The organism is Bordetella tumbae (assembly GCF_965139195.1).
Taxonomy (GTDB): domain Bacteria; phylum Pseudomonadota; class Gammaproteobacteria; order Burkholderiales; family Burkholderiaceae_B; genus Bordetella_A; species Bordetella_A tumbae.
This window is the reverse complement of the sequence record NZ_CBCSJH010000007.1, coordinates 192,426-211,166: the sequence shown is the minus strand read 5'-3', so window position 1 is coordinate 211,166 and position 18,741 is coordinate 192,426. Positions and strand designations below refer to the sequence as shown.

Below are 18,741 nucleotides of genomic sequence, written 5' to 3'. Positions count from 1 at the left end.
CCTCGCCAGGCGGGGCGGCTGGGCAAACTCGCTCCGCTGCGCTGCGCTCAAACATGCCCAGCCGACTGCCCCCCGCCTGACAAGGCAGGTTCGGCGAGCTCTACGGGCCGGCACAACGCCCACGCACCCGGCAGGGACTCACAGTGGTGGCATACCGGGGGTGTTCAAGATTTGTTTCGGGTTGCAGCCGTGTGCCTCGAGTGGACACGGGCTGATGCTGAGCGCGGCCGTCGTGCCTTCGATCAGACGCCGATGGAGCTGGGGCGACGTGTGATCAGGCCGCTGTATTGGATGGTGTGCTTTGGCGTTCTACGGCCGAGAGTGGAGCAATACTGTGTGCTCGGGCGTTCAAATGCCGGTATTGGGGTAATTGGGGCCGGCGTCATGGAAGCCGCCGTTGCTGTACGGGTTGACTGCGCCGGGGTGTGGAGGGCCTGGGTCGTTGAGCGATGCGCAGCCGGTGAGGAGTGCGGTGAGGGCGATTAGCGCGAGGGTAGTGCGCAGGGCTGGCAGGGTTGCACGAGAGGATTTCATGGCGGGTCTCCGGGAGTTGCGGTGCGCAGAGGTCTGCTCACCGCAACTCTAGGGGTTAGCGCATCAGGCGTGCCAATTCGGCGCCGGGGTCTTCGGCGCGCATGAAGGCTTCGCCTACGAGGAATGCGTCGACTTTGTGGCTGCGCATGAGCTTGACGTCGTCGGGGGTCAGGATGCCGCTTTCGGTGACGACGCGTTTGCCGGCCGGGATGTGCGGCAGCAGATCCAGGGTGTTTTGCAGGCTGGTTTCGAAGGTGCGCAGGTTGCGGTTGTTGATACCCAGCAGGGTGGTCTTGAGGCTGAGGGCGATGTCCAGTTCTTTGGCATCGTGCACCTCGACCAGGACGTCCATGCCCAGCTCTATTGCCAATGTTTCCAGGTCGCGTAGCTGGTTCGGCGCCAAGGCGGCTACGATCAGCAGGACGCAGTCGGCGCCCATGGCACGGGCCGAGATGACCTGATAGCAATCAATCACGAAATCCTTGCGCAGCACGGGCAGCGGGCAGGCCGCACGGGCACGACGCAGGTTGTCGTGCGAGCCCTGGAAAAATTGCACGTCTGTCAGTACGGACAGGCAGGCCGCACCGTGTACGGCATAGGTGGCGGCGATCGCGGCGGGGTCGAAGTTTTCGCGCAGGACGCCCTTGGAGGGCGAAGCCTTTTTTACCTCGGCAATCACGCCGGCATGGCCTTGGGCAATCTTGTCTTCGATAGCTTGGGCAAAGCCGCGTACGTCCTGGCGAGCCTGCGCTTCGCGCAATAGCTCCGCTTCGCTACGCAACTGGCGTGCCGTGGCGATCTCCTCTGCCTTGACGGCGAGGATCTTCGCGAGAATGTCGTTCATTTTTGAAATTTCCGGGTATAAGCGCAGAATTCTTCCAGCTTGGCGCGGGCCGAGCCGTTGGCAAGTGTTTCAAAGGCCATCGATAGTGCCTGGCCGATGGTATCGGCTTTGTTGCCGGCGTAGATCGCCAGCCCTGCGTTCAGGGCGACGATGTCGCGGGCAACGCCTTCGACATTGTCTAGGGCCTGGATGACAAGTTCGCGAGACTCCTCGCGGTTGGTCACTTTGATTCCCCGATTAGACACCATTGCCAGCCCGTAGTCTTCTGGATGGATCTCGTATTCGCGGATTTGCCCGTCTTTGAGTTCGCCGACCAGGGTGGCGCCGCCCAGCGATGCCTCGTCCATGCCGTCTCTGCCGTGCACGATCAGGACATGCCGCGAGCCCAGGCGCTGCAAGACGCGTACCTGGATGCCGACCAGATCGGGGTGGAAGACGCCCATCAGTTGGTTGGCAGCGCCCGCGGGGTTGGTCAGCGGTCCCAGGATGTTGAAAATGGTGCGCACGCCCAGCTCTTTGCGGATCGGGGCGACGTTTTTCATGGCGCTGTGGTGCGCGGGCGCGAACATGAAGCCGATGCCGGTGGCCTGCAGGCATTCGGCGACTTGTTCGGGGCTCAGGACCAGATTGGCGCCCAGGGCTTCCAGCACGTCGGCGCTGCCCGATGACGATGATGCGCTGCGGCCGCCATGTTTGGCGATGGGTACGCCAGCGGCGGCGGCGACAAACATGGCTGTGGTCGAAATGTTGAAAGTGTGACTGCCGTCGCCGCCTGTGCCGCACATGTCCAGCAGGTCGTTGGGATTAGGGGTAATGACAGGCGTGGCGAACTCGCGCATGACCTGCGCCGCGGCGGTGATTTCTCCTACGGTTTCTTTTTTGACGCGCAGGCCCATGATGAGCGCACTGGCGATTTGGGGCGACATCTCGCCACGCATCAGCATGCGCATCAGGTGCAGCATTTCGTCGTGGAAAATTTCACGGTGTTCGATGCATCGGGTCAGCGCTTCCGTGCAGGTGATGGTCATGATGGTTGTCCCCTGGTTATTAGATGTTCAAAAAATTGCGCAGCATGTCATGCCCGTGCTCGCTCAGGACCGATTCAGGATGGAACTGTACTCCGTACAGCGGCAGCGTTTTGTGGCGAACCCCCATGATGTCGCCGTCGGGAGCAGTGGCGGTGACTTCCAGGCAGTCAGGCAGGGTCTTGGGGTCGATGGTCAGCGAGTTGTAGCGGATCACGGTATACGGCGTCGGCAGGCCGGCGAATATGTCGGTGCCGGTATGCGAGACCTGTATCGTTTTGCCGTGCATAATTTGCTGCGCTCGCACAATGTCGCCACCGTAGGCCGCGCCGATGGCCTGATGGCCCAGGCATACGCCCAGAATGGGAACTTGTCCGGCAAAGCGCTGGATGAGCGGGACGGAGACGCCGGCTTCGGCCGGTGAGCACGGGCCGGGCGATACGCAGATGCGATCGGGTTTCATGGCCGCGATTTCGTCCAGGGTAATCTGGTCATTGCGGACAACCTGTACGTCTTCGCCGAGTTCGCCGAAGTACTGCACGAGGTTGTAGGTAAAGGAATCGTAGTTGTCTAGCATCAGCAGCATGGGGCACCTGCGAGGATGAATGGCGCGGTCGCTTGGAATCCGTGCATTGTTCTTTAAGAGGCGGCCTTGGACGCGTCGTTCAAGGGTGGCCGTCGGCCGCTGCGTATTTGGTTCGATATCGGTAGTGACTGGCCTTAGATCGGTTCGTCCAATCCGTGTTGCACTTGCTCAGCTGCACGCAACACCGCGCGAGCCTTGGCTTCGGTTTCGGCCCATTCCATCTCGGGGTTGGAATCGGCAACGATGCCGGCGGCAGCCTGGACGTACAGCATGCCGTTCTTGATGACGCCGGTGCGGATGGCGATGGCGACGTCCATTTCGCCGCCGTAGCTCAAGTAGCCGGCTGCGCCGCCATAAATGCCACGGCGCACAGGTTCGAGCTCGTCGATGATTTCCATGGCGCGGACTTTGGGGGCGCCAGTCAAGGTGCCCGCGGGGAACGCTGCGCGCAGCACGTCCATGCTGCTCATGCCGGGATTCAGATTGCCGGTGACGTTCGACACTAGATGCATGACATGTGAATAGCGTTCGATGGTCATGGTGTCGGTGAGCTTGACGGAGCCGACTTCGGCGACGCGGCCCACATCGTTGCGGGCCAAGTCGATCAGCATGACGTGTTCTGCAATTTCCTTGGGGTCGGCCTGCAGTTCTGCGGCCAGGGCCAGATCCTGCTCGGGCGTGGCGCCGCGTTTGCGGGTGCCTGCCAGCGGGCGGATGGTGACTTGGGATTTGGCGACGCCGTTGTCCTGGATTTGCTCTTGGCGCACCAGGATTTCGGGGGATGATCCGACCACCTGAAAGTCGCCGAAATTCCAGTAGTACATGTAGGGCGAAGGGTTCAGCGAACGCAGTGCGCGATAGAGCGAGAGCGGCGAGTCGCGAAATGGTTTGGAGATGACCTGACCGATCTGGACTTGCATGAGGTCGCCGGCGGCGATGTATTCCTTGGCGCGATGTACGGCGGCGAGATAGTCTTCTTTTTTGAAGTCACGCTGTTCGTCGGTCAGCATGCTGGGGTGGCTGTAGGGAATGTCGACGGGGCGGCGCAGGCGGGTCCGCAAATCGAGCAGGCGGCGTTGGGCGCGGCTGTAGGCTTCGGGCTGACGTGGATCGGCGTACACCATCAGATAGGTGCGGCCCGCCAGGTTGTCGACGATGACCAGTTCGTCGACGTGCATCAGCATGATGTCGGGGGTGCCTCCGTCCATGCCGTCGGGAAATGGCTTGACGGCGGGTCCGAGGCGCGGCTCGATGTGGCGCACGGTGTCGTAGCCAAAATAGCCGGCCAGGCCGCCGCAGAACCGCGGCATGCCGGGGGGCAGGGCGACTTTGAAGCGCGCTTGGTATTGTTCGATGAACGCGAGCGGGTCGCCCTCGTGGGTTTCGGCGATCTGGCCGTTGTGCAGGACTTCGGTGGTGGTGCCGCTGGCACGGATCACTGTATGGGCCGGCAGGCCGATGAATGAATAACGCCCAAAGCGCTCGCCGCCCACGACGGATTCCATCAGGCAGCTCATGTGGCCGTTTTGCGGGCCGCTATGGGCGAGTTTCAGGTAAATGGCCAGCGGCGTGTCCAGGTCGGCGTAGGTTTCCGAGATGAGAGGGATCCGGTTGTATCCCTGGGCCGCCAGAGCTTTGAATTCGATTTCGGTCATTTTCAGATTTCTCGTTGGTGACCGGGCGCATCAACAAAAAAGCCCGGTCCAGTGTGTGGGTCCGGGCTTTGGCGCTGTTTTTATGCAGCTGCGGCGCTGGGATGCTGACGCGTCCAGGGCCGGGAAGGAACTATCGCCACCCGGAAGACAAACGCCACCAACGCCACGAGGCGTTGCGCATTTGGTTCGAGAGGCGAGCGTTCATATGAATCGGGTCGAAGTAAAAATCAAGCCTGTTGCTGTTCGGCGTTTTTGCGGGCGATCCACTCGGCCGCTTCAGCAATGCTGGCAACTATACCATCGACATCCAATCCGTGCACGTCCTGGCCTTCGTTGTAGCCGTACGGTACTGCCAGCACCTGGATGCCGGCAGCGCGGCCGGCTTGGGCGTCGTTGACCGAGTCGCCAATGGCGAGCGCCTGGTCAGGGGTGACGCCCAGGCGTTCGCAGGCGTAGAACATCTGGTCAGGATCGGGTTTGCGGCGCTCGCAGGTGTCGCCGCAGACGATTTCCTGGAAAAAGCCCGCCAGGCCTGTGCGTTGCAACAACGGAATGGTGAATTCGGTGGGCTTGTTGGTGACGACGGCCAGCTTGAGGCCCTGCTCGCGCATGGCTTTCAAGCCCTCGATGACGCCGTTGAAAATGGTGGCCTTGTCGCCGTTGACCAGGTGATAGTGCCGGTAGAACGACTCGCGGGCGCGCTCGAACTCGGCGGGCTCAGGGTCGGCTGCGTGCAAGGATCCGGCTAGGGCGCGGCGTACAAGGTTGTCTACGCCTTTACCTACGAAGGTCGCCACGATGTCTTCGTGCAGGGCGGGCATGCCCAGCTCGATGCGCATGGCGTTGGCGGCATGGGCTAGATCAGGGATGGAGTCTAGCAGGGTGCCATCTAGGTCTAGGAGGACGGCTTGGAAGGTGGGCATGAGGGGGGTCCGTCGTAATAAGGTTTATGGCGTTGAAAAGGGGCCAGAGGTGAGTTCTTAAGGCGTTTGTCCCAGCCGGTGAGCGGTGGCGGGCCGGCCTGGTCGGCTGACTCNTCCCCTCAACGGGGACTCGGCCTACGTCCACATCCCATCGGCGGGCCGGGGGCCAAACTCGCTTCGCTCAAACATGGCCCCCGGACTGCCCCCGCCGATGGNNTGCGGACTCGGCAGCCTCCGACAGGCCCACCCGCCACCGCTCACCGGCTGGGACAAACTCACGTCAGAGGCACATTGACGGGTTGGCACGGCTTTTTGGCCTTTTTTCCGCCCGGAGATGTGCGACGGCACGGGGCTTAAACCGTCAGTGTTCCGGCTTTGGCGATTTCGTCGCGCAGGTCCTGGATGACTTTGGTGTAGTCGGGTTTGCCGAAAATGGCCGAGCCGGCGACAAAGGTGTCCGCGCCGGCGGCGCGGATTTGTGCGATGTTGTCGACTTTGACGCCGCCGTCCACCTCCAGCAGGATGGGCTGACCGCCGGCCTGGACCCAGCGGTCGATGCGCTGGCGGGCGTCGCGTAGTTTGTCCAGCGTGGAGGGGATGAAGCTCTGTCCCCCAAAACCGGGGTTGACCGACATCAACAGGACGACGTCCAGCAAGTCCATCACGTGGTCCATGGCGTCGAGAGAACTGGCCGGGTTGAACACCAGGCCGGCCTGACAGCCGTGATCGCGGATCAATGACAGGGTCCGGTGCACATGACGCGAGGCTTCGGGGTGAAAGGTGATGATGTTGGCGCCAGCCTTGGCGAACTGGGGGATCAGCTCGTCCACGGGCTCGACCATCAGGTGCACGTCGATCGGCACCTGGACGTGGGGCCGGATGGCGGCGCACACCATGGGGCCGATGGTCAGGTTGGGAACGTAATGGTTGTCCATCACGTCGAAATGGATCCAGTCGGCGCCGGCGGCGACGACGTTGCGGACTTCCTCGCCCAGGCGGGCGAAGTCTGCGGACAGGATACTGGGGGCGATACGGGTGAGGGCCGAGGATGAGGCGGGCATGATGATCAGGTTTCCACGGGCATAATGTGCCATTATTGTAATTTGCCGCGCGTGACGGTCGCCTGACAGGGCTATTTGTCGCTCGGCGCGTTGTCCAACCGCCTTTGTGCTCCTCGGAAAAGGCCCGTGAAACCGTACGACCTGACCGTCTCCGTTGCTCCGCGATTCGTGCCCGAGCAATCTGATCCCGCCGAACAGCAGTATGTGTTCGCCTATACCATCCGCATCACCAACACCGGCGAGCATCCCGCGCAGGTCATCAGCCGTCACTGGATCATCACCGACGGCAACCAGCACGTCGAAGAGGTCCGCGGGCTGGGCGTGGTGGGCCAACAGCCCTTGCTGGCTCCCGGCGAAACGTTTGAATACACCAGCGGCTGTCCGCTGCCTACGCCTGTCGGTACCATGCGAGGGACTTACCATTGCGTGGGCGAAAACGGCATCCCGTTTGAGGTGCCGATTGCCGAATTCCTGCTGGCCATGCCGCGTACCTTGCATTGACGGATTGACCGTCCCACTAGATTGCCCATGAATCGTTTTCTGAAATTGTTGTGCCTGCCGCCCTTGTTGGCGGCGTTGGCGTCATGCACCACGCCGCCCCCTTCCGGAGGCGGTGAGCCTGGTCAGCCCGGCTCGGTTAATGTGTCTGATACGGGGCCTTTGGTGGTGCCGCCGTTGACCGCGTTGCGGGATACGCCCGCGCGGACGCTGGCCGGCCGCTTCCAACGCGCCGCCTGGGCTGAATTGCCGGGGTGGAGCAATGATGATCTGTCGCGTTTCTGGCCGCTGTTTTTGCGCAATTGCCAGGGCCTGATGCGGCAGACGACCGGCAATCTGGCGGCCCCGGCGCGTGCGACGCCGCGTGCATGGCAGCCGGTGTGCGCGGCGGCCGTCAATCTCGGCAATACGGCCCCGGATGCAGCGACGGTGCGTCAGTTCTTGCAGACCCAGTTGCAGCCCTGGCGCTTGAATGGTGCCGATAACCGGCCTGCATCCAATACCGTGACCGGATATTACGAGCCCCTCGTGACTGGCTCGCGCACGCAAGGTGGTCCGTATCAATGGCCGTTGTACGCGGTGCCGGACGATTTGCTGACGATTGATCTGGGGGCGGTGTATCCCGATCTGGCCGGCAAACGGGTGCGCGGCAAGCTGGTGGGCAAGCGCGTGGTGCCTTATGACACGCGCGCGGCGATCGAGTCTTCGGGCAACCGTCCGCCGGTGATTGTCTGGGTGGACGATCCGGTCGATAACTTCTTTTTGCAGGTGCAGGGCTCCGGCCGCGTTTTGCTCAAAGACGGCCCCGACGCGGGTACGACGATACGTGTTGCGTATGCGGATCACAACGGTCAGCCTTATGCGTCGATTGGCCGTTGGCTGATTGACAAAGGCGAGCTGCGCGCCAATGAGGCGTCGATGCAGAATATTCGCGCTTGGGCACAGCGTAATCCCGCACGTGTTCAGGAAATGTTGAACGCCAACCCTGCCGTGGTGTTTTTCCGTGAAGAGGCGGTGATTGATCCCGAATTGGGGCCCAAGGGGGCGTATGGCATCGCGCTCGCCGCGCATCGCTCTATTGCCGTGGACACCAGTTTTGTGCCGTTGGGCACGCCCGTGTTTCTCGCGACCACCTGGCCGGCGTCGGACCGCCCGTTGCAGGGGCTGGTCTTTGCCCAGGACACGGGGGCAGCAATCAAAGGCGCGGCGCGCGCCGACTTTTACTGGGGGTTTGGCGATGAGGCCGGCGCCCAGGCCGGCCGTATGAAACAGCGCGGCCAGATGTGGGTTCTGTGGCCGAAGCAGGCTGGGGAGCCCTCCGCGCGATGACTAGCCCGATTGTGATTTGCGGTGCCGGGATTGTGGGGCTGGCCAGCGCCTTGGCGCTGGCTCGGCGCGGTCAGAAGGTGACGTTATTGGCACCGCCCACGACAGTGCCGGCCGCCAGCGCCGATGTCTACCATCCGCGGGTCTATGCGATTTCTCCGGCCAGCCAGCGCTTTTTGGCCGAGCTTGGCGTCTGGGATGCCATACCTGTCTCGCGCATTACGCCGGTAGAGGCGATGGAAATTCATGGCGATGCGGATGGGCGGGTAGAACTGAACGCCTGGCAGGCGGCCCAGCCGCAGTTGGCGTGGATTGTGGAGTCCGGTGAAATCGAGCGTGTGCTGCTGCAGGCTGTGCGCATGTTCGGGATCCCCTGGTTGACAGAGCGTTGTGTCGATTACCGCCAGGGCGCGGTGCAAACCAGCGCTGGCGGTTGGATCAAAGCCGAGTTGTTCGTGGGCGCCGATGGCGCCTCGTCGCCGCTGCGTACCGCTGCAGGTATGCAGCACACGTCGGTGCCGTATAACGACACGGGTCTGGTGGTGCATCTGAATGCCGAGCGGCCGCATCACGGCACGGCATTTCAATGGTTTCGCGACGACGGTGTGTTGGCGTTGTTGCCCTTGCCCGATACGGCCGATGGGCCTCAGGTATCGATGGTGTGGTCCATGCATGACGCGCAGGCCGAAACGCTGCAGGCCTTGGGCCCGGATGCGCAGGCGGCTCAGTTGGAGCAAATGCTCTTGCATGCAACCCATGGCCGTCTGGGCCGGTTGCAGGTGCGCAGCAAACTGCACGGATTCCCGCTGACTCTGGATCAAGGGCGCATGACGGCGCCTGGCATTGCCTTGGCGGGCGACGCGGCGCATCGCGTGCATCCCTTGGCCGGCCAAGGCCTGAATCTGGGCTTGGGCGATGTCGAGGCATTGGCCCGTGTCGTGGCCGAGCGCGAGCCTTATCGCCAGGCCGGTGATGAACGCGTGTTGCGCCGTTATCAGCGTGCCCGTGCGGAATCGGTATTGGCGATGCGTGTGGCTACCGACGGCCTGCATCGTTTGTTTGGCGCACGCAACGCGCCGCTGGCATGGCTGCGCAACGCAGGGATGCGTTGGGTGGATGCGGCGCCGCTGGTGAAACGTTATTTGATCGATGGCGCCTCGCGTAACTGAGACGCCCGAAGGAGCATGAATGAGTTTCCGTTTTTCGTCTTGCGTGGCCAAGGTATTGTGTGCCGCTGGGCTCGTATGGTCAGTGGGCGCCTGGGCGCAGGCTGCATCGTCGGCACCGGCAGATGCGGCTTCGGCCGGACAGTCGGCCAAGAGTGATGCCTCCGCGTCGGATCCTGCCGCCCAGGCGGTCGCCAAACGTTTTGGTGAGTTGTTTACCGATTTGGAGGTCACTGCCGCGCGCCGTACGCCGTACGGGATTTACGAGGTGCAGATCGGTAGCGACCTGATCTACACCGACGAAAAGGTCACGTGGGTCATGGAAGGTCCGCTCATCGATGCCGCTACGCGTCGCGACGTGACGCGCGAGAGCCTGGAAAAACTGGGCTCGGTGTCGTTCGATCAATTGCCGCTGGACTTGGCCGTCAAGCAGGTGCGCGGCAACGGGGCGCGCAAAATGGCGATTTTCGAGGACCCTAACTGCGGCTATTGCAAGCAATTGCACAAGACGCTGAAAGACGAAGACAACGTCACGATTTATACGTTCCTGTATCCCATTCTGGCGCCGGATTCGACCACCAAGTCGCGTGATGTGTGGTGCGCCAAGGATCCGGCCAAAACTTGGCAGGATTGGATGCTCGACGGCAAAAAGCCGCCGACCGCCGAGTGCGATGCGCCGATTCAGCAGGTTCTGGCCTTGGGCCAAAAACTGATGGTGCGCGGCACGCCCGCGATTTTTTTCCAGGACGGCAGCCGGCTTAATGGCGCTGCGCCGTTAGAGATGGTTCGGAGCCATTTGGGCAAATAACCGGAGACTTACCGTGAGTACGGATACGATCAGCATTGCGTTACTCGATGATTACCATGGCGTGGCCGAGCGTTACGCTGACTGGACGACGCTAGGGCCGCAAGTGCGCGTCCAGGCGTTTCGCGATTATTTGCCCGAGAGCGATCGAGTCGCGGCCTTGCAGTCTTTTGATGTGATCGTTGCGATGCGTGAGCGCACGCCGTTTCCGGCAACGCTGATCGAATCCTTGCCCAAGCTGCGCCTCTTGGTCACCACCGGGATGCGTAATCTGGCGATCGATCTGGACGCCTGCACGCGTCGCGGCATCGTCGTGTGCGGTGCGCCGGGCAGTCCGGATGCCAACACCGCGACCTCGGAGCTGGCCTGGACGCATATTCTCGCCTTGTTCAAGAACTTGACGATCGAGGACGCCAATATGCGCCGCGGTCTGTGGCAAACTGGGATGCCGCGGCCTATCGCGGGCAAGCGGCTCGGTGTGGTCGGCCTCGGCAAACTCGGTACCGCGGTGGCCCAGGTGGGCAAAGCGTTCGGGATGAGCGTGCAAGCCTGGAGCCCGAATCTCACGCCCGAGCGGGCGGAGCAGGCAGGCGTCGAGTACGCGTCCAAACAGACCTTGTTTGCCGAAGCCGACGTGATCAGTTTGCATCTGATCCTGAGCGATCGTACGCGCCACGTAGTGGACGCGGCTGCATTGTCGGCAATGAAGCCCTCGGCATTTCTGGTCAATACGTCGCGTGCTGGGCTGGTGGATCAGGAGGCTTTGCTGGATGCGTTACGCAAGGGGCGTATCGCAGGAGCCGGGTTGGATGTTTTCGAAGAAGAACCGCTGCCGCCCACCGATGCACTGCGTGCGTTGGACAACGTCGTTCTGACGCCGCACCTGGGATATGTCAGCCCCGAAAACTTCACTGCGTTCTATCGCAGTGCGGTCGAGTCGGTGCAGGGGTGGATGGCAGGCAAGCCGGTACGCGTGTTGAACGCTTGAGTGAGGCGTGGCCGGGGCCTGGTGAATGCGTACCGCTCGCGCAACGACTTCTCCGGCAGTTTTTTTACCTGCGCGTGAACACGATTTTTTGCTCGGCTATCGGCTCGTCTGTCGAGCGATGGCTGCGCGTGGTGTCGCTATCGTCAGCATCGTCATGACAGCCCTGATCTGTGTTCGACGCGGCATCATTGGCGGGGTCTACTGTGTCAAACGCGGTATCGCCATTGACGTCCGGCACGCCCGTGGGCTTTAGCCCCACGAAATCAAACAAGTCACGATCCATCAAGTGTGAAGGCACTACGCTGGACAGCGCGCTGAACACATTCCACGAGCGTCCTGGATGTTGGCGATCCCAATCGCGGATCATGCGCGCGACTTCCTGGCGTTTCAGGTTTTCCTGAGAGCCGCAGAGATTGCAAGGGATGATGGGGAACTGTTTGAGTTTCGCGTACGCGATCAAGTCGCTTTCGGGCACATAGGCCAACGGCCGGATCACCGTATGGCGGCCGTCGTCCGAGACGAGTTTCGGTGGCATGGCCTTGGCCTTGCCGCCGTAGAACAGGTTCAGGAAGAACGTGGCCAGGATATCGTCGCGATGGTGGCCCAGCGCGATTTTGGTAGCGCCCAGTTCGTCGGCCACGCGATACAGAATGCCGCGCCGCAGGCGCGAGCACAGCGAACACATGGTCTTGCCCTCGGGGATGACCCGGGTCACGATCGAATAGGTGTCCTGCGTTTCGATATGAAAGGGCACGCCGAGCGAGGTCAAATAGGTAGGCAGCACGTCGGGCGGAAAGCCCGGCTGTTTCTGATCCAGATTGACCGCGACGATATCGAACGGAAAGGGCGCGCGTTTACGCAGGCTGATCAGGATATCGAGCAGTGCGTAGGAGTCTTTGCCGCCGGACAGGCACACCATGACGCGGTCGCCCGCTTCGATCATGTTGTAGTCGCTGAGCGCGCGCGTCGTTTCGCGCGCCAGGCGTTTGGTGAGCTTGTTGCCTTCGTGGCGGATTTTTTCTTCGGCGCGTGTGCGAAAGGTCGCCGGGGTGTCGCTGATAGCTTGCATGAGAGTTACGCCGTCACAGCGGCTTAACGATTGATCTGAATTTCTACGCCGACGGCGGCGCAGTCCGAAAACGCCATGGGCTTGCTGATGCGCAGTTTCACGGCGCGTACCTCGGCAAAGTCGCGCAGCAGCCGGCGGGCAACTTGTTCGGACAGGGTTTCGATCAAGTTCACATGAGCCTGAGTGCATTCCTCGACGATGGCTTCGCGCAGGCGGCGGTAATCCAGCACACTGTGGATGTCATGGTCGTCGACATCACGGGTGATATCGACGTCGAATTCCGCATCGATGTGCAGCGGCTGTGTGGCCCGGCGTTCGTGTTCCAGAATGCCAATGCGGGCATCCAGGGCCAGCCCGGAAAGGAAAATGCGGCGTGTAGGCATGATGTCTACCTGGTAGAGAGAACCGGAATTGTAAGGCGACCGGCGCCTATCGCTACAATTCCCGCTATACGCCCCTCGGTTTGGCCGGGAGGGCGCAAGATAGCAACACACGGAATACGACAACCATGCAGCAATATGACGCGATCATCGTGGGCGGCGGTCCGGCCGGCGCCTCGTGCGCGATTTGGCTGGCTCGCCTGGGTTTGTCCCCCTTGCTGGTCGAGGCGAGTTCACGCCTGGGAGGCTTGGGTAACGATAACCCCTTTGCCGACGATTGGATCGCGGTGTTGCCGGGGGTGACTGGTCAACAGACGGCGGCCAATATCGCCGAAAGCGTGCGGACAGCTCAGGTGCCGGTGCGTTTGACGGCTCGTGCGCAGCAAGCCCGCCGTATCGAGAGCGGTTTCGAGGTGGACATTGGTATGGCAGGCGGGGGCACGGAGACCGTGTCCGGCCGATCCTTGGTGATTGCCTCTGGCGTGCGTGCGCGTGGCCTGCCCGGACATCCGGCTGGCGTCACTTGGCCTGGCGTATTTATCGGCCCGGGCTCGTCCATCGTGGCGCAAGACTACACGGGTCTGTCTGTCGCCGTGCTGGGCGGGGGCGACAATGCTTATGAGAACTTCGTCTACGTGCGTAATCGAGGTGCGCGCGACGTACATCTGTATGCGCGCAGTGTGCGCGCGCAGCAGCAGTGGGTGGCCCGTGCCGGACGCGAAGGCGTACACGTGGGTCCGTATCACGTCGATCCCCTGGCGCGTACGGTGGATGGGCGCACCTACGATCTCATTCTCGTGTTTTATGGCTGGGAGCCGCAGGCGGCGTTCGCCAATGGGCTGGGACTGCAACACGGCGAGCGAGGCTACATCCACACCGACAGTGCCACGGCCGAGACGACAGTACGGGATGCCTATGCCATCGGAGAGGTGGCCAATCGCATGCATCCTTGTGTCGTGACGTCGATGGCCGATGGCATCGTGGCCGCCAAGGCGATCCAGCGCCGCTGGGAGCGCGGCATGGTGTGATGCGGTGCGTGGGCGAGCGCTACCGCACCCGCTTGTCGCGCTCGTGATGCGCCTGGCACGGCCTTGCCCGATGTGCCGTCTCGCGTCTCAGTATTTGCCGGTCAGGAGTTCACCGGCGTCCGGGACGCGGGTCTCCAGCTCCAGCACCTGCAACATGCGATAAACCGTCGCGGCAGCAGCCGTGATGACCGGCAGGCCCAGCCGGTCCTGCACCGGCTGAATCGACGCCAGCGACGGCATTTGTACGCAGGCCGACAGTACGACGGCATCCACGCCACGCGTGTTCAGGCGGTTGACGTGCTCGGCTGGCGCCAGCGGGTTTTGGGCGCCGACCTGCAGATTGTCCGGAATTTCCAGGGACACACTGTCGAGAACTTCGATGCCTTCGTTTTCGATGTAGTCCACGACCAATTTGGTCAGGGGCTTCATGTAGGGGGTCAAAATCGCGACTTTGCGCGCGCCGATGGCATGCAGGCCTTCGACCAGCGCACCTGCGCTGGAGATGACCGGGGCAGGCCCCCCGTTGTCGACGGTGGCCTGGTGTAAACGTTCTTGGGAAACTCGGTGATAGCCCAGGCCTTGGCTCATGATGGCTACCAGGCAGGCATAGCCCAGAACGTCGACGCGGGCATCCGACAGTTCTTGTGCGCAGCGGTCGGACTCCTTGTCCATCGAGGCTAGTTCCGCGGCGGTGACCTGCTTCATCCGCATCCGGCTGGAATGAAAGGTGTAACGCTCGGGGGCAAAGGCCTCGCGCCGCCGCAACATCGCGGGGATTTCCGTTTCCATGGTTGTATTGGAGCTCGGAACGATTTGGCCGATACGAATGGTACGGGGCGACGAGGTCATATGAAATCTCCAGAAAAAAGGCGCAACGCGCCCTGCCGCCCAGCAGGGCGGAACACAGAAGGTGTAATGTCAGAACGGACGGAAAGGGCGGATCGCCGGTGCGTTATTCGGCGCTGATGCCTGCCTCTGCCACGGTACGTTTCCAATAAGCCAGTTCAGTATCGACGCGTTTTTGCAGTGTCGCTGGCCCTTCGAAACGAGCCTCGATGCCGGCAGCTTGCGCGTTTTGCTGAGTAGATGCTTGTTTGAGTGCGGCCTCGACGCTGGTCGCCAGCTTGTCGATGACCGGCTGTGGTGTGCCAGCCGGCGCGAACAATGCGACCCACGACTCCAACTGATAGCCGGGCAAGCCGGCTTCGGCCGTTGTCGGTACGTCGGGCAACATGGGGTGGCGCTTGTTGCTGGTGACGGCCAGCGCTCGCAGTTTGCCGGTTTGCACGTGACCCATGACGGAAGGGGGCGTTGTGATGAAAACCTGGACATTGCCCGCCAGTACATCCTTGATCGCAGCGCCAGAGCCGCGATAGGGAACGTGCGTCATGTCGGCCCCGGTCTGTTGCTTGAAAACCTCGGTTCCCAGGTGCGATACCGAGCCTACGCCCTGCGAGGCATAGTTGATTGCACCCGGGGACTGTTTCACCTCGTTGATAAAGTCCGTCAGCGTGGCGGCCTTGATTTTGGAAGGATTGACCGCGATCACATTGCTGGAGATCGTGATGAGACCCACCGGCACAAAATCTTTCGGTGCCCAAGGCAGATTGTTGCTCAGGTTGGGGTTGCCCACGTGATAGGCGGAGTACGAGACCAGCAGCGTATAGCCATCGGGCTGGGATCTGGCCACGGCTTGATAGGCGATATTGCCGCTGCCACCGTCCTTGTTTTCCACGACCACGGTTTTGCCTAACGCGGTGCTCAGAGGTTCGGCGACGATGCGTGCCGAGGTATCGACCAGCCCGCCGGGAGGGTTGGGGACGACCAGTGTCACCGTACGGGTAGGGAAATCGTCGGCCGCCTGGGCTGTGAGGGTCATCGCAACGAGGATGGTGGCTGCAAATAGCTTCTGCATCGGCGTCTCGTAGTGTTTTTCTGCGTTCTATAGGGAAGATTCAGGTTCATTTTGCACCCGCGGAACAATAGTTTCCAATATCGTTTTTGTCTTATTTGATATCTTTGGCAAATTATTCCTCGTGATCGTATGGTACGTTCGCCGCAGCGATCTCCGATCTTGTTTGACATCACCTCCTTGACGGTTCATCTCATGGAACTACGCCAACTCCGTTATTTCGCCGTATTGGCAGAAGAGCTGAACTTCACCCGTGCCGCCGCGCGGTTGCATATTTCACAGCCGCCGTTGAGCCTGCAGATTGCGCAGCTGGAACGAGAGTTGGATGTGCGTCTGTTTGATCGGAATAACCGGCGTGTGGCTTTGACCGAAGCAGGCGCGGCGTTCCTGAATGATGTGCGTCTCACGCTAGGCCGTCTTGCCGACGCGACGCTGCGGGCGCGCGATGTGGATCAGGGGTTCGCGGGCCGCATCGAGATCGGCCTGTCCGGTTCCCACTTCATGGGGCCGGTGCCGGCATTGATCGCGCGTTACACGCAGAGGCATCCTCAGGTTTCGGTATTGCTGAACGAGATGAATCCGGCTGCCCAGCTTGAGGCCTTGCGAGGCCATCGCATCGACGTCAGCATCTCTCGGACCAAAGTCGATGATGAGGTGTTGCAGTCCGTGCCCTTGTGGTCCGATCCGGTGATGGCGGCATTGCCGCGCGGGCACGCACTATCAAACCGCCGACGTCTGAAGCTTGCGGATCTGGCGAATGAGACATTTGTGATGTTGCGCCAGGAGACCTCGGGATTCGCTCGTGCGTTGGTCCAGGCTTGCGCGCAGGCAGGGGTGGCGCTTCGAGTGGCCCAGACGGTTGCCGAGGTGCCGGCGCAATTGGCGCTGGTCGAAGCAGGCCTGGGCGTGGCCCTGGTGCCACGTTCAGCCTGCCAGCAGTTCGGTGATCGTATTGCGGTGTGTGCCTTGCCCGCCAATCTGGTCAATGGCATGGTCTATGCCGTGACCCACAGACAGGGCGAGCGGCGAGCGCTGGAGCCCTTTTTACGGGCCGCAGTAGAAATAGGGCAAGAGCAGCGCCCCATCCCGGGCTGTGGATAGCCTGGGCGGCGCCTGCGTCTATTGCCCTCCGGCGAGGTGTTACGCCGCCGTCGTCAAGACACAATCCAGCAGTTCGGGCGCGGCCAGCCTGACCTGGAATGCGCGCAACTCGTCGCGCCGGAATACGTGAATAGTCACCCGTTCCCCGGGCCGATATTGAGCGAGCAACTGGTCCAATCCCGCGGGGGCATCGACGCGCAGACCGTCAACCGCAACCAGTACGTCGCCCGCGGATAGGCCGCCTTTATGGCCAGCCCCGCCCTCCAGCACCGTTGCCAGCGTCAACGTGTCGCCTTGCTTGCGCGTGCGCACATCCAGCGACGGAATGTTGAGCGCGGCTTTCCAATTCATGGCAATACCGTGAGGCTCGAGCAGTTCGGCCAGCGGTACGTCGGCGGTGCCGTAGGCATAGCGCGTGATAAAGCGGCGGGTATCGACGCCCGTGGCTTCGCGGATCAGGGCAGGCAGGTCATCCTCGCCCAGACCTTGAGCCTGGCCCTGATAAAAGGCCCGGCCATAACGTTGCCACAGCAGTCGCATGACATCATCCAGCGAGTGCGTCCCGGCGCTGTCGCGCCGGATCAGCAGATCCAGGCCCAGCGCAACCAAAGAGCCCTTGGTGTAATAGCTGACCAGCGCGTTCGGCGAGTTCTCGTCCTGCTTGTAATAGCGCGTCCAGGCGTCGAACGAGCTCTCCGCCACAGATTGTTTGTGGCGCCCTGGCGAGCGCGCCACGCCGGTGATGGTCTTGCCCAGCAGGCGCAGATAATCGGGCAAACCTATCGTTCCCGAGCGCAGCAGCATCAGGTCGTCGTAATACGAAGTAAATCCTTCGAATACCCACAACAGCCTGGTCAGGTCCGGTTGCTGCAAACCGTATGGCACAAAGGCCGCTGGTTTGATCCGTTTGACATTCCAGGTGTGGAAGTACTCGTGGCTGACCAAGCCTAGAAATGTGCGATAACCTTCGCCCTGGCCTTGCTGGCCGATGACGGGCAGATCCTTGCGCGACGCCATCAACGCGGTGCTGGCGCGATGTTCCAGTCCGCCGTAGCCATCGCCAACGACCATGGTCATGAACACATAGCGATCGCTGCTGTCCAGGAATGGCGCGCGCTTGGTCCGAGGCTCGAAAAACGCGATTTGCGTTTCGCAGATGCGGCGGGCGTCTTCGGTGATGCGCGCCAAGTCCAACTTCGGGATCACGCCCGTAAAGACCAATTCGTGTTCGGCGCCGTGAGCAGTAAATCGGGCAACCTGGGGCGTACCCATTTCCACGGGGTGGTCAATCAGGGCATCGTAATCGGGCGCGCGGTACAGGCCGAATCCGTGCCGGCGTGCCGCGCCGCGATAGCCTTGCGCCTCGGGCAGACTGGTATAGACCTTCCAGCTCTCGATGCCGCGGGGCGGCGCCAGATCCAGCAGGCACGGCTTGTGATCCTGGCCTTCTACGCGCAGAAAAACACTCGTCCCATTGAAAAAGCCGTGAGTTTCATCCAGATGCGCGCCGCGCACGGACAAGTCCCAGGCATAGACAACGTAGTCCACCTGCAGCGGCCCCGTACACGGAGAGGCTTGCCAAGTATGGTTGTCCGATTTGGTGACGGCGACCGGCCGGCCGCCGGCGCGGGCACGCAGCGTCTCGATCTGGCGCGAGAAATCGCGGATCAGATAGCTGCCTGGGATCCAGGCCGGCAGGGTCAGGCGCTGGCCGGCCGGATCGGGCTCCGGTATCGTCAGGGTAATCCGGTAGCGATGGCCGGCGGGATCGTGGGGCTCGAGGCGGTAAATTACGGATGTGTCCATTCCATTATCTTACTTGCACTTATTCAGGAGACAG

The 18,741-nt window shown here is 61.9% G+C and carries 19 protein-coding genes; 7 read left to right on the top strand and 12 right to left on the bottom strand.

Annotated features, from left to right (window positions below; all coding sequences use genetic code 11):
- Positions 1–348: 348 nt before the first annotated feature.
- The 7 genes from ACNA0J_RS11255 to rpe all read right to left on the bottom strand — a co-directional run bounded on the left by ACNA0J_RS11255 (position 349) and on the right by rpe (position 6,628).
- Positions 349–534, bottom strand: a complete 186-nt coding sequence (locus ACNA0J_RS11255) for a hypothetical protein (RefSeq protein ID WP_415818944.1) — start codon at positions 532–534, stop codon at positions 349–351.
- A gap of 55 nt (positions 535–589) precedes the next feature.
- Positions 590–1,378 (bottom strand): indole-3-glycerol phosphate synthase TrpC, encoded by a 789-nt coding sequence (gene trpC, locus ACNA0J_RS11250; RefSeq protein WP_415818943.1) that lies wholly within the window; start codon positions 1,376–1,378, stop codon positions 590–592.
- Positions 1,375–2,406, bottom strand: a complete 1,032-nt coding sequence (gene trpD / locus ACNA0J_RS11245; RefSeq protein WP_415818942.1) for an anthranilate phosphoribosyltransferase — start codon at positions 2,404–2,406, stop codon at positions 1,375–1,377. Before trpD ends, trpC begins: the two co-directional genes overlap by 4 nt.
- Before the next feature lie 19 nt (positions 2,407–2,425).
- Positions 2,426–2,989 (bottom strand): aminodeoxychorismate/anthranilate synthase component II, encoded by a 564-nt coding sequence (locus tag ACNA0J_RS11240; protein WP_415807821.1) that lies wholly within the window; start codon positions 2,987–2,989, stop codon positions 2,426–2,428.
- A 134-nt stretch (positions 2,990–3,123) separates the two neighbouring features.
- Complete coding sequence (gene trpE, locus ACNA0J_RS11235; RefSeq protein ID WP_415818941.1) at positions 3,124–4,644, bottom strand: anthranilate synthase component I; 1,521 nt, start codon at positions 4,642–4,644, stop codon at positions 3,124–3,126.
- A gap of 227 nt (positions 4,645–4,871) precedes the next feature.
- Complete coding sequence (locus ACNA0J_RS11230) at positions 4,872–5,567, bottom strand: phosphoglycolate phosphatase (RefSeq protein ID WP_415818940.1); 696 nt, start codon at positions 5,565–5,567, stop codon at positions 4,872–4,874.
- A 353-nt stretch (positions 5,568–5,920) separates the two neighbouring features.
- The gene (gene rpe / locus ACNA0J_RS11225) at positions 5,921–6,628 is read right to left on the bottom strand and encodes a ribulose-phosphate 3-epimerase (protein ID WP_094824305.1); all 708 of its coding nucleotides are present in this window, start codon (positions 6,626–6,628) and stop codon (positions 5,921–5,923) included.
- 126 nt (positions 6,629–6,754) lie between these two features.
- Between rpe and apaG the strand changes: the two genes are divergently transcribed.
- The 5 genes from apaG to ACNA0J_RS11200 are packed head-to-tail and all read left to right on the top strand — an operon-like array spanning position 6,755 to position 11,411.
- Positions 6,755–7,129 (top strand): Co2+/Mg2+ efflux protein ApaG, encoded by a 375-nt coding sequence (gene apaG / locus ACNA0J_RS11220; protein WP_094824250.1) that lies wholly within the window; start codon positions 6,755–6,757, stop codon positions 7,127–7,129.
- A 27-nt stretch (positions 7,130–7,156) separates the two neighbouring features.
- The gene (gene mltA / locus ACNA0J_RS11215) at positions 7,157–8,455 is read left to right on the top strand and encodes a murein transglycosylase A (protein WP_415818939.1); all 1,299 of its coding nucleotides are present in this window, start codon (positions 7,157–7,159) and stop codon (positions 8,453–8,455) included.
- Positions 8,452–9,621 (top strand): UbiH/UbiF family hydroxylase, encoded by a 1,170-nt coding sequence (locus tag ACNA0J_RS11210; protein WP_415818938.1) that lies wholly within the window; start codon positions 8,452–8,454, stop codon positions 9,619–9,621. The genes mltA and ACNA0J_RS11210 overlap by 4 nt, the downstream gene beginning before the upstream one ends.
- A 19-nt stretch (positions 9,622–9,640) precedes the next feature.
- Complete coding sequence (locus tag ACNA0J_RS11205) at positions 9,641–10,426, top strand: DsbC family protein (protein ID WP_415818937.1); 786 nt, start codon at positions 9,641–9,643, stop codon at positions 10,424–10,426.
- A 28-nt stretch (positions 10,427–10,454) separates the two neighbouring features.
- Positions 10,455–11,411 (top strand): D-2-hydroxyacid dehydrogenase family protein, encoded by a 957-nt coding sequence (locus ACNA0J_RS11200; protein WP_415818952.1) that lies wholly within the window; start codon positions 10,455–10,457, stop codon positions 11,409–11,411.
- A gap of 64 nt (positions 11,412–11,475) precedes the next feature.
- Here the strand turns inward: ACNA0J_RS11200 and ttcA are convergent, their stop codons facing one another.
- Both ttcA and folB read right to left on the bottom strand, forming a co-directional pair.
- Positions 11,476–12,480, bottom strand: coding sequence for a tRNA 2-thiocytidine(32) synthetase TtcA (ttcA, locus tag ACNA0J_RS11195; RefSeq protein WP_415818936.1), 1,005 nt, complete (start codon positions 12,478–12,480; stop codon positions 11,476–11,478).
- Positions 12,481–12,503: 23 nt separating this feature from the next.
- Complete coding sequence (gene folB, locus ACNA0J_RS11190; RefSeq protein ID WP_094824254.1) at positions 12,504–12,863, bottom strand: dihydroneopterin aldolase; 360 nt, start codon at positions 12,861–12,863, stop codon at positions 12,504–12,506.
- Between the two features lie 125 nt (positions 12,864–12,988).
- On the opposite strand from folB, the gene ACNA0J_RS11185 reads away from it, so the two are divergent.
- The gene (locus tag ACNA0J_RS11185; RefSeq protein ID WP_415818935.1) at positions 12,989–13,888 is read left to right on the top strand and encodes an NAD(P)/FAD-dependent oxidoreductase; all 900 of its coding nucleotides are present in this window, start codon (positions 12,989–12,991) and stop codon (positions 13,886–13,888) included.
- 87 nt (positions 13,889–13,975) lie between these two features.
- On the opposite strand, the gene ACNA0J_RS11180 is transcribed toward ACNA0J_RS11185, so the two are convergent.
- Positions 13,976–14,737, bottom strand: coding sequence for a maleate cis-trans isomerase family protein (locus ACNA0J_RS11180; RefSeq protein WP_415818934.1), 762 nt, complete (start codon positions 14,735–14,737; stop codon positions 13,976–13,978).
- A gap of 103 nt (positions 14,738–14,840) precedes the next feature.
- Positions 14,841–15,803: a Bug family tripartite tricarboxylate transporter substrate binding protein gene (locus tag ACNA0J_RS11175; RefSeq protein ID WP_415818933.1), complete on the bottom strand. Its 963-nt coding sequence runs from the start codon at positions 15,801–15,803 to the stop codon at positions 14,841–14,843.
- A 192-nt stretch (positions 15,804–15,995) separates the two neighbouring features.
- On the opposite strand from ACNA0J_RS11175, the gene ACNA0J_RS11170 reads away from it, so the two are divergent.
- Positions 15,996–16,901, top strand: a complete 906-nt coding sequence (locus tag ACNA0J_RS11170; protein ID WP_415818932.1) for a LysR substrate-binding domain-containing protein — start codon at positions 15,996–15,998, stop codon at positions 16,899–16,901.
- 39 nt (positions 16,902–16,940) lie between these two features.
- Here the strand turns inward: ACNA0J_RS11170 and ACNA0J_RS11165 are convergent, their stop codons facing one another.
- Positions 16,941–18,707: a M61 family metallopeptidase gene (locus ACNA0J_RS11165; RefSeq protein WP_415818931.1), complete on the bottom strand. Its 1,767-nt coding sequence runs from the start codon at positions 18,705–18,707 to the stop codon at positions 16,941–16,943.
- Positions 18,708–18,741: the final 34 nt, after the last annotated feature.

Coding starts and splice junctions, on each gene's coding strand:
- ACNA0J_RS11255 (WP_415818944.1), bottom strand. CDS start 534: ATGAAATCCTCTCGTGCAACCCTGCCAGCCCTGCGCACTACCCTCGCG.
- trpC (WP_415818943.1), bottom strand. CDS start 1,378: ATGAACGACATTCTCGCGAAGATCCTCGCCGTCAAGGCAGAGGAGATC.
- trpD (WP_415818942.1), bottom strand. CDS start 2,406: ATGACCATCACCTGCACGGAAGCGCTGACCCGATGCATCGAACACCGT.
- ACNA0J_RS11240 (WP_415807821.1), bottom strand. CDS start 2,989: ATGCTGCTGATGCTAGACAACTACGATTCCTTTACCTACAACCTCGTG.
- trpE (WP_415818941.1), bottom strand. CDS start 4,644: ATGACCGAAATCGAATTCAAAGCTCTGGCGGCCCAGGGATACAACCGG.
- ACNA0J_RS11230 (WP_415818940.1), bottom strand. CDS start 5,567: ATGCCCACCTTCCAAGCCGTCCTCCTAGACCTAGATGGCACCCTGCTA.
- rpe (WP_094824305.1), bottom strand. CDS start 6,628: ATGCCCGCCTCATCCTCGGCCCTCACCCGTATCGCCCCCAGTATCCTG.
- mltA (WP_415818939.1), top strand. CDS start 7,157: ATGAATCGTTTTCTGAAATTGTTGTGCCTGCCGCCCTTGTTGGCGGCG.
- ACNA0J_RS11210 (WP_415818938.1), top strand. CDS start 8,452: ATGACTAGCCCGATTGTGATTTGCGGTGCCGGGATTGTGGGGCTGGCC.
- ACNA0J_RS11205 (WP_415818937.1), top strand. CDS start 9,641: ATGAGTTTCCGTTTTTCGTCTTGCGTGGCCAAGGTATTGTGTGCCGCT.
- ttcA (WP_415818936.1), bottom strand. CDS start 12,480: ATGCAAGCTATCAGCGACACCCCGGCGACCTTTCGCACACGCGCCGAA.
- folB (WP_094824254.1), bottom strand. CDS start 12,863: ATGCCTACACGCCGCATTTTCCTTTCCGGGCTGGCCCTGGATGCCCGC.
- ACNA0J_RS11185 (WP_415818935.1), top strand. CDS start 12,989: ATGCAGCAATATGACGCGATCATCGTGGGCGGCGGTCCGGCCGGCGCC.
- ACNA0J_RS11180 (WP_415818934.1), bottom strand. CDS start 14,737: ATGACCTCGTCGCCCCGTACCATTCGTATCGGCCAAATCGTTCCGAGC.
- ACNA0J_RS11175 (WP_415818933.1), bottom strand. CDS start 15,803: ATGCAGAAGCTATTTGCAGCCACCATCCTCGTTGCGATGACCCTCACA.
- ACNA0J_RS11170 (WP_415818932.1), top strand. CDS start 15,996: ATGGAACTACGCCAACTCCGTTATTTCGCCGTATTGGCAGAAGAGCTG.
- ACNA0J_RS11165 (WP_415818931.1), bottom strand. CDS start 18,707: ATGGACACATCCGTAATTTACCGCCTCGAGCCCCACGATCCCGCCGGC.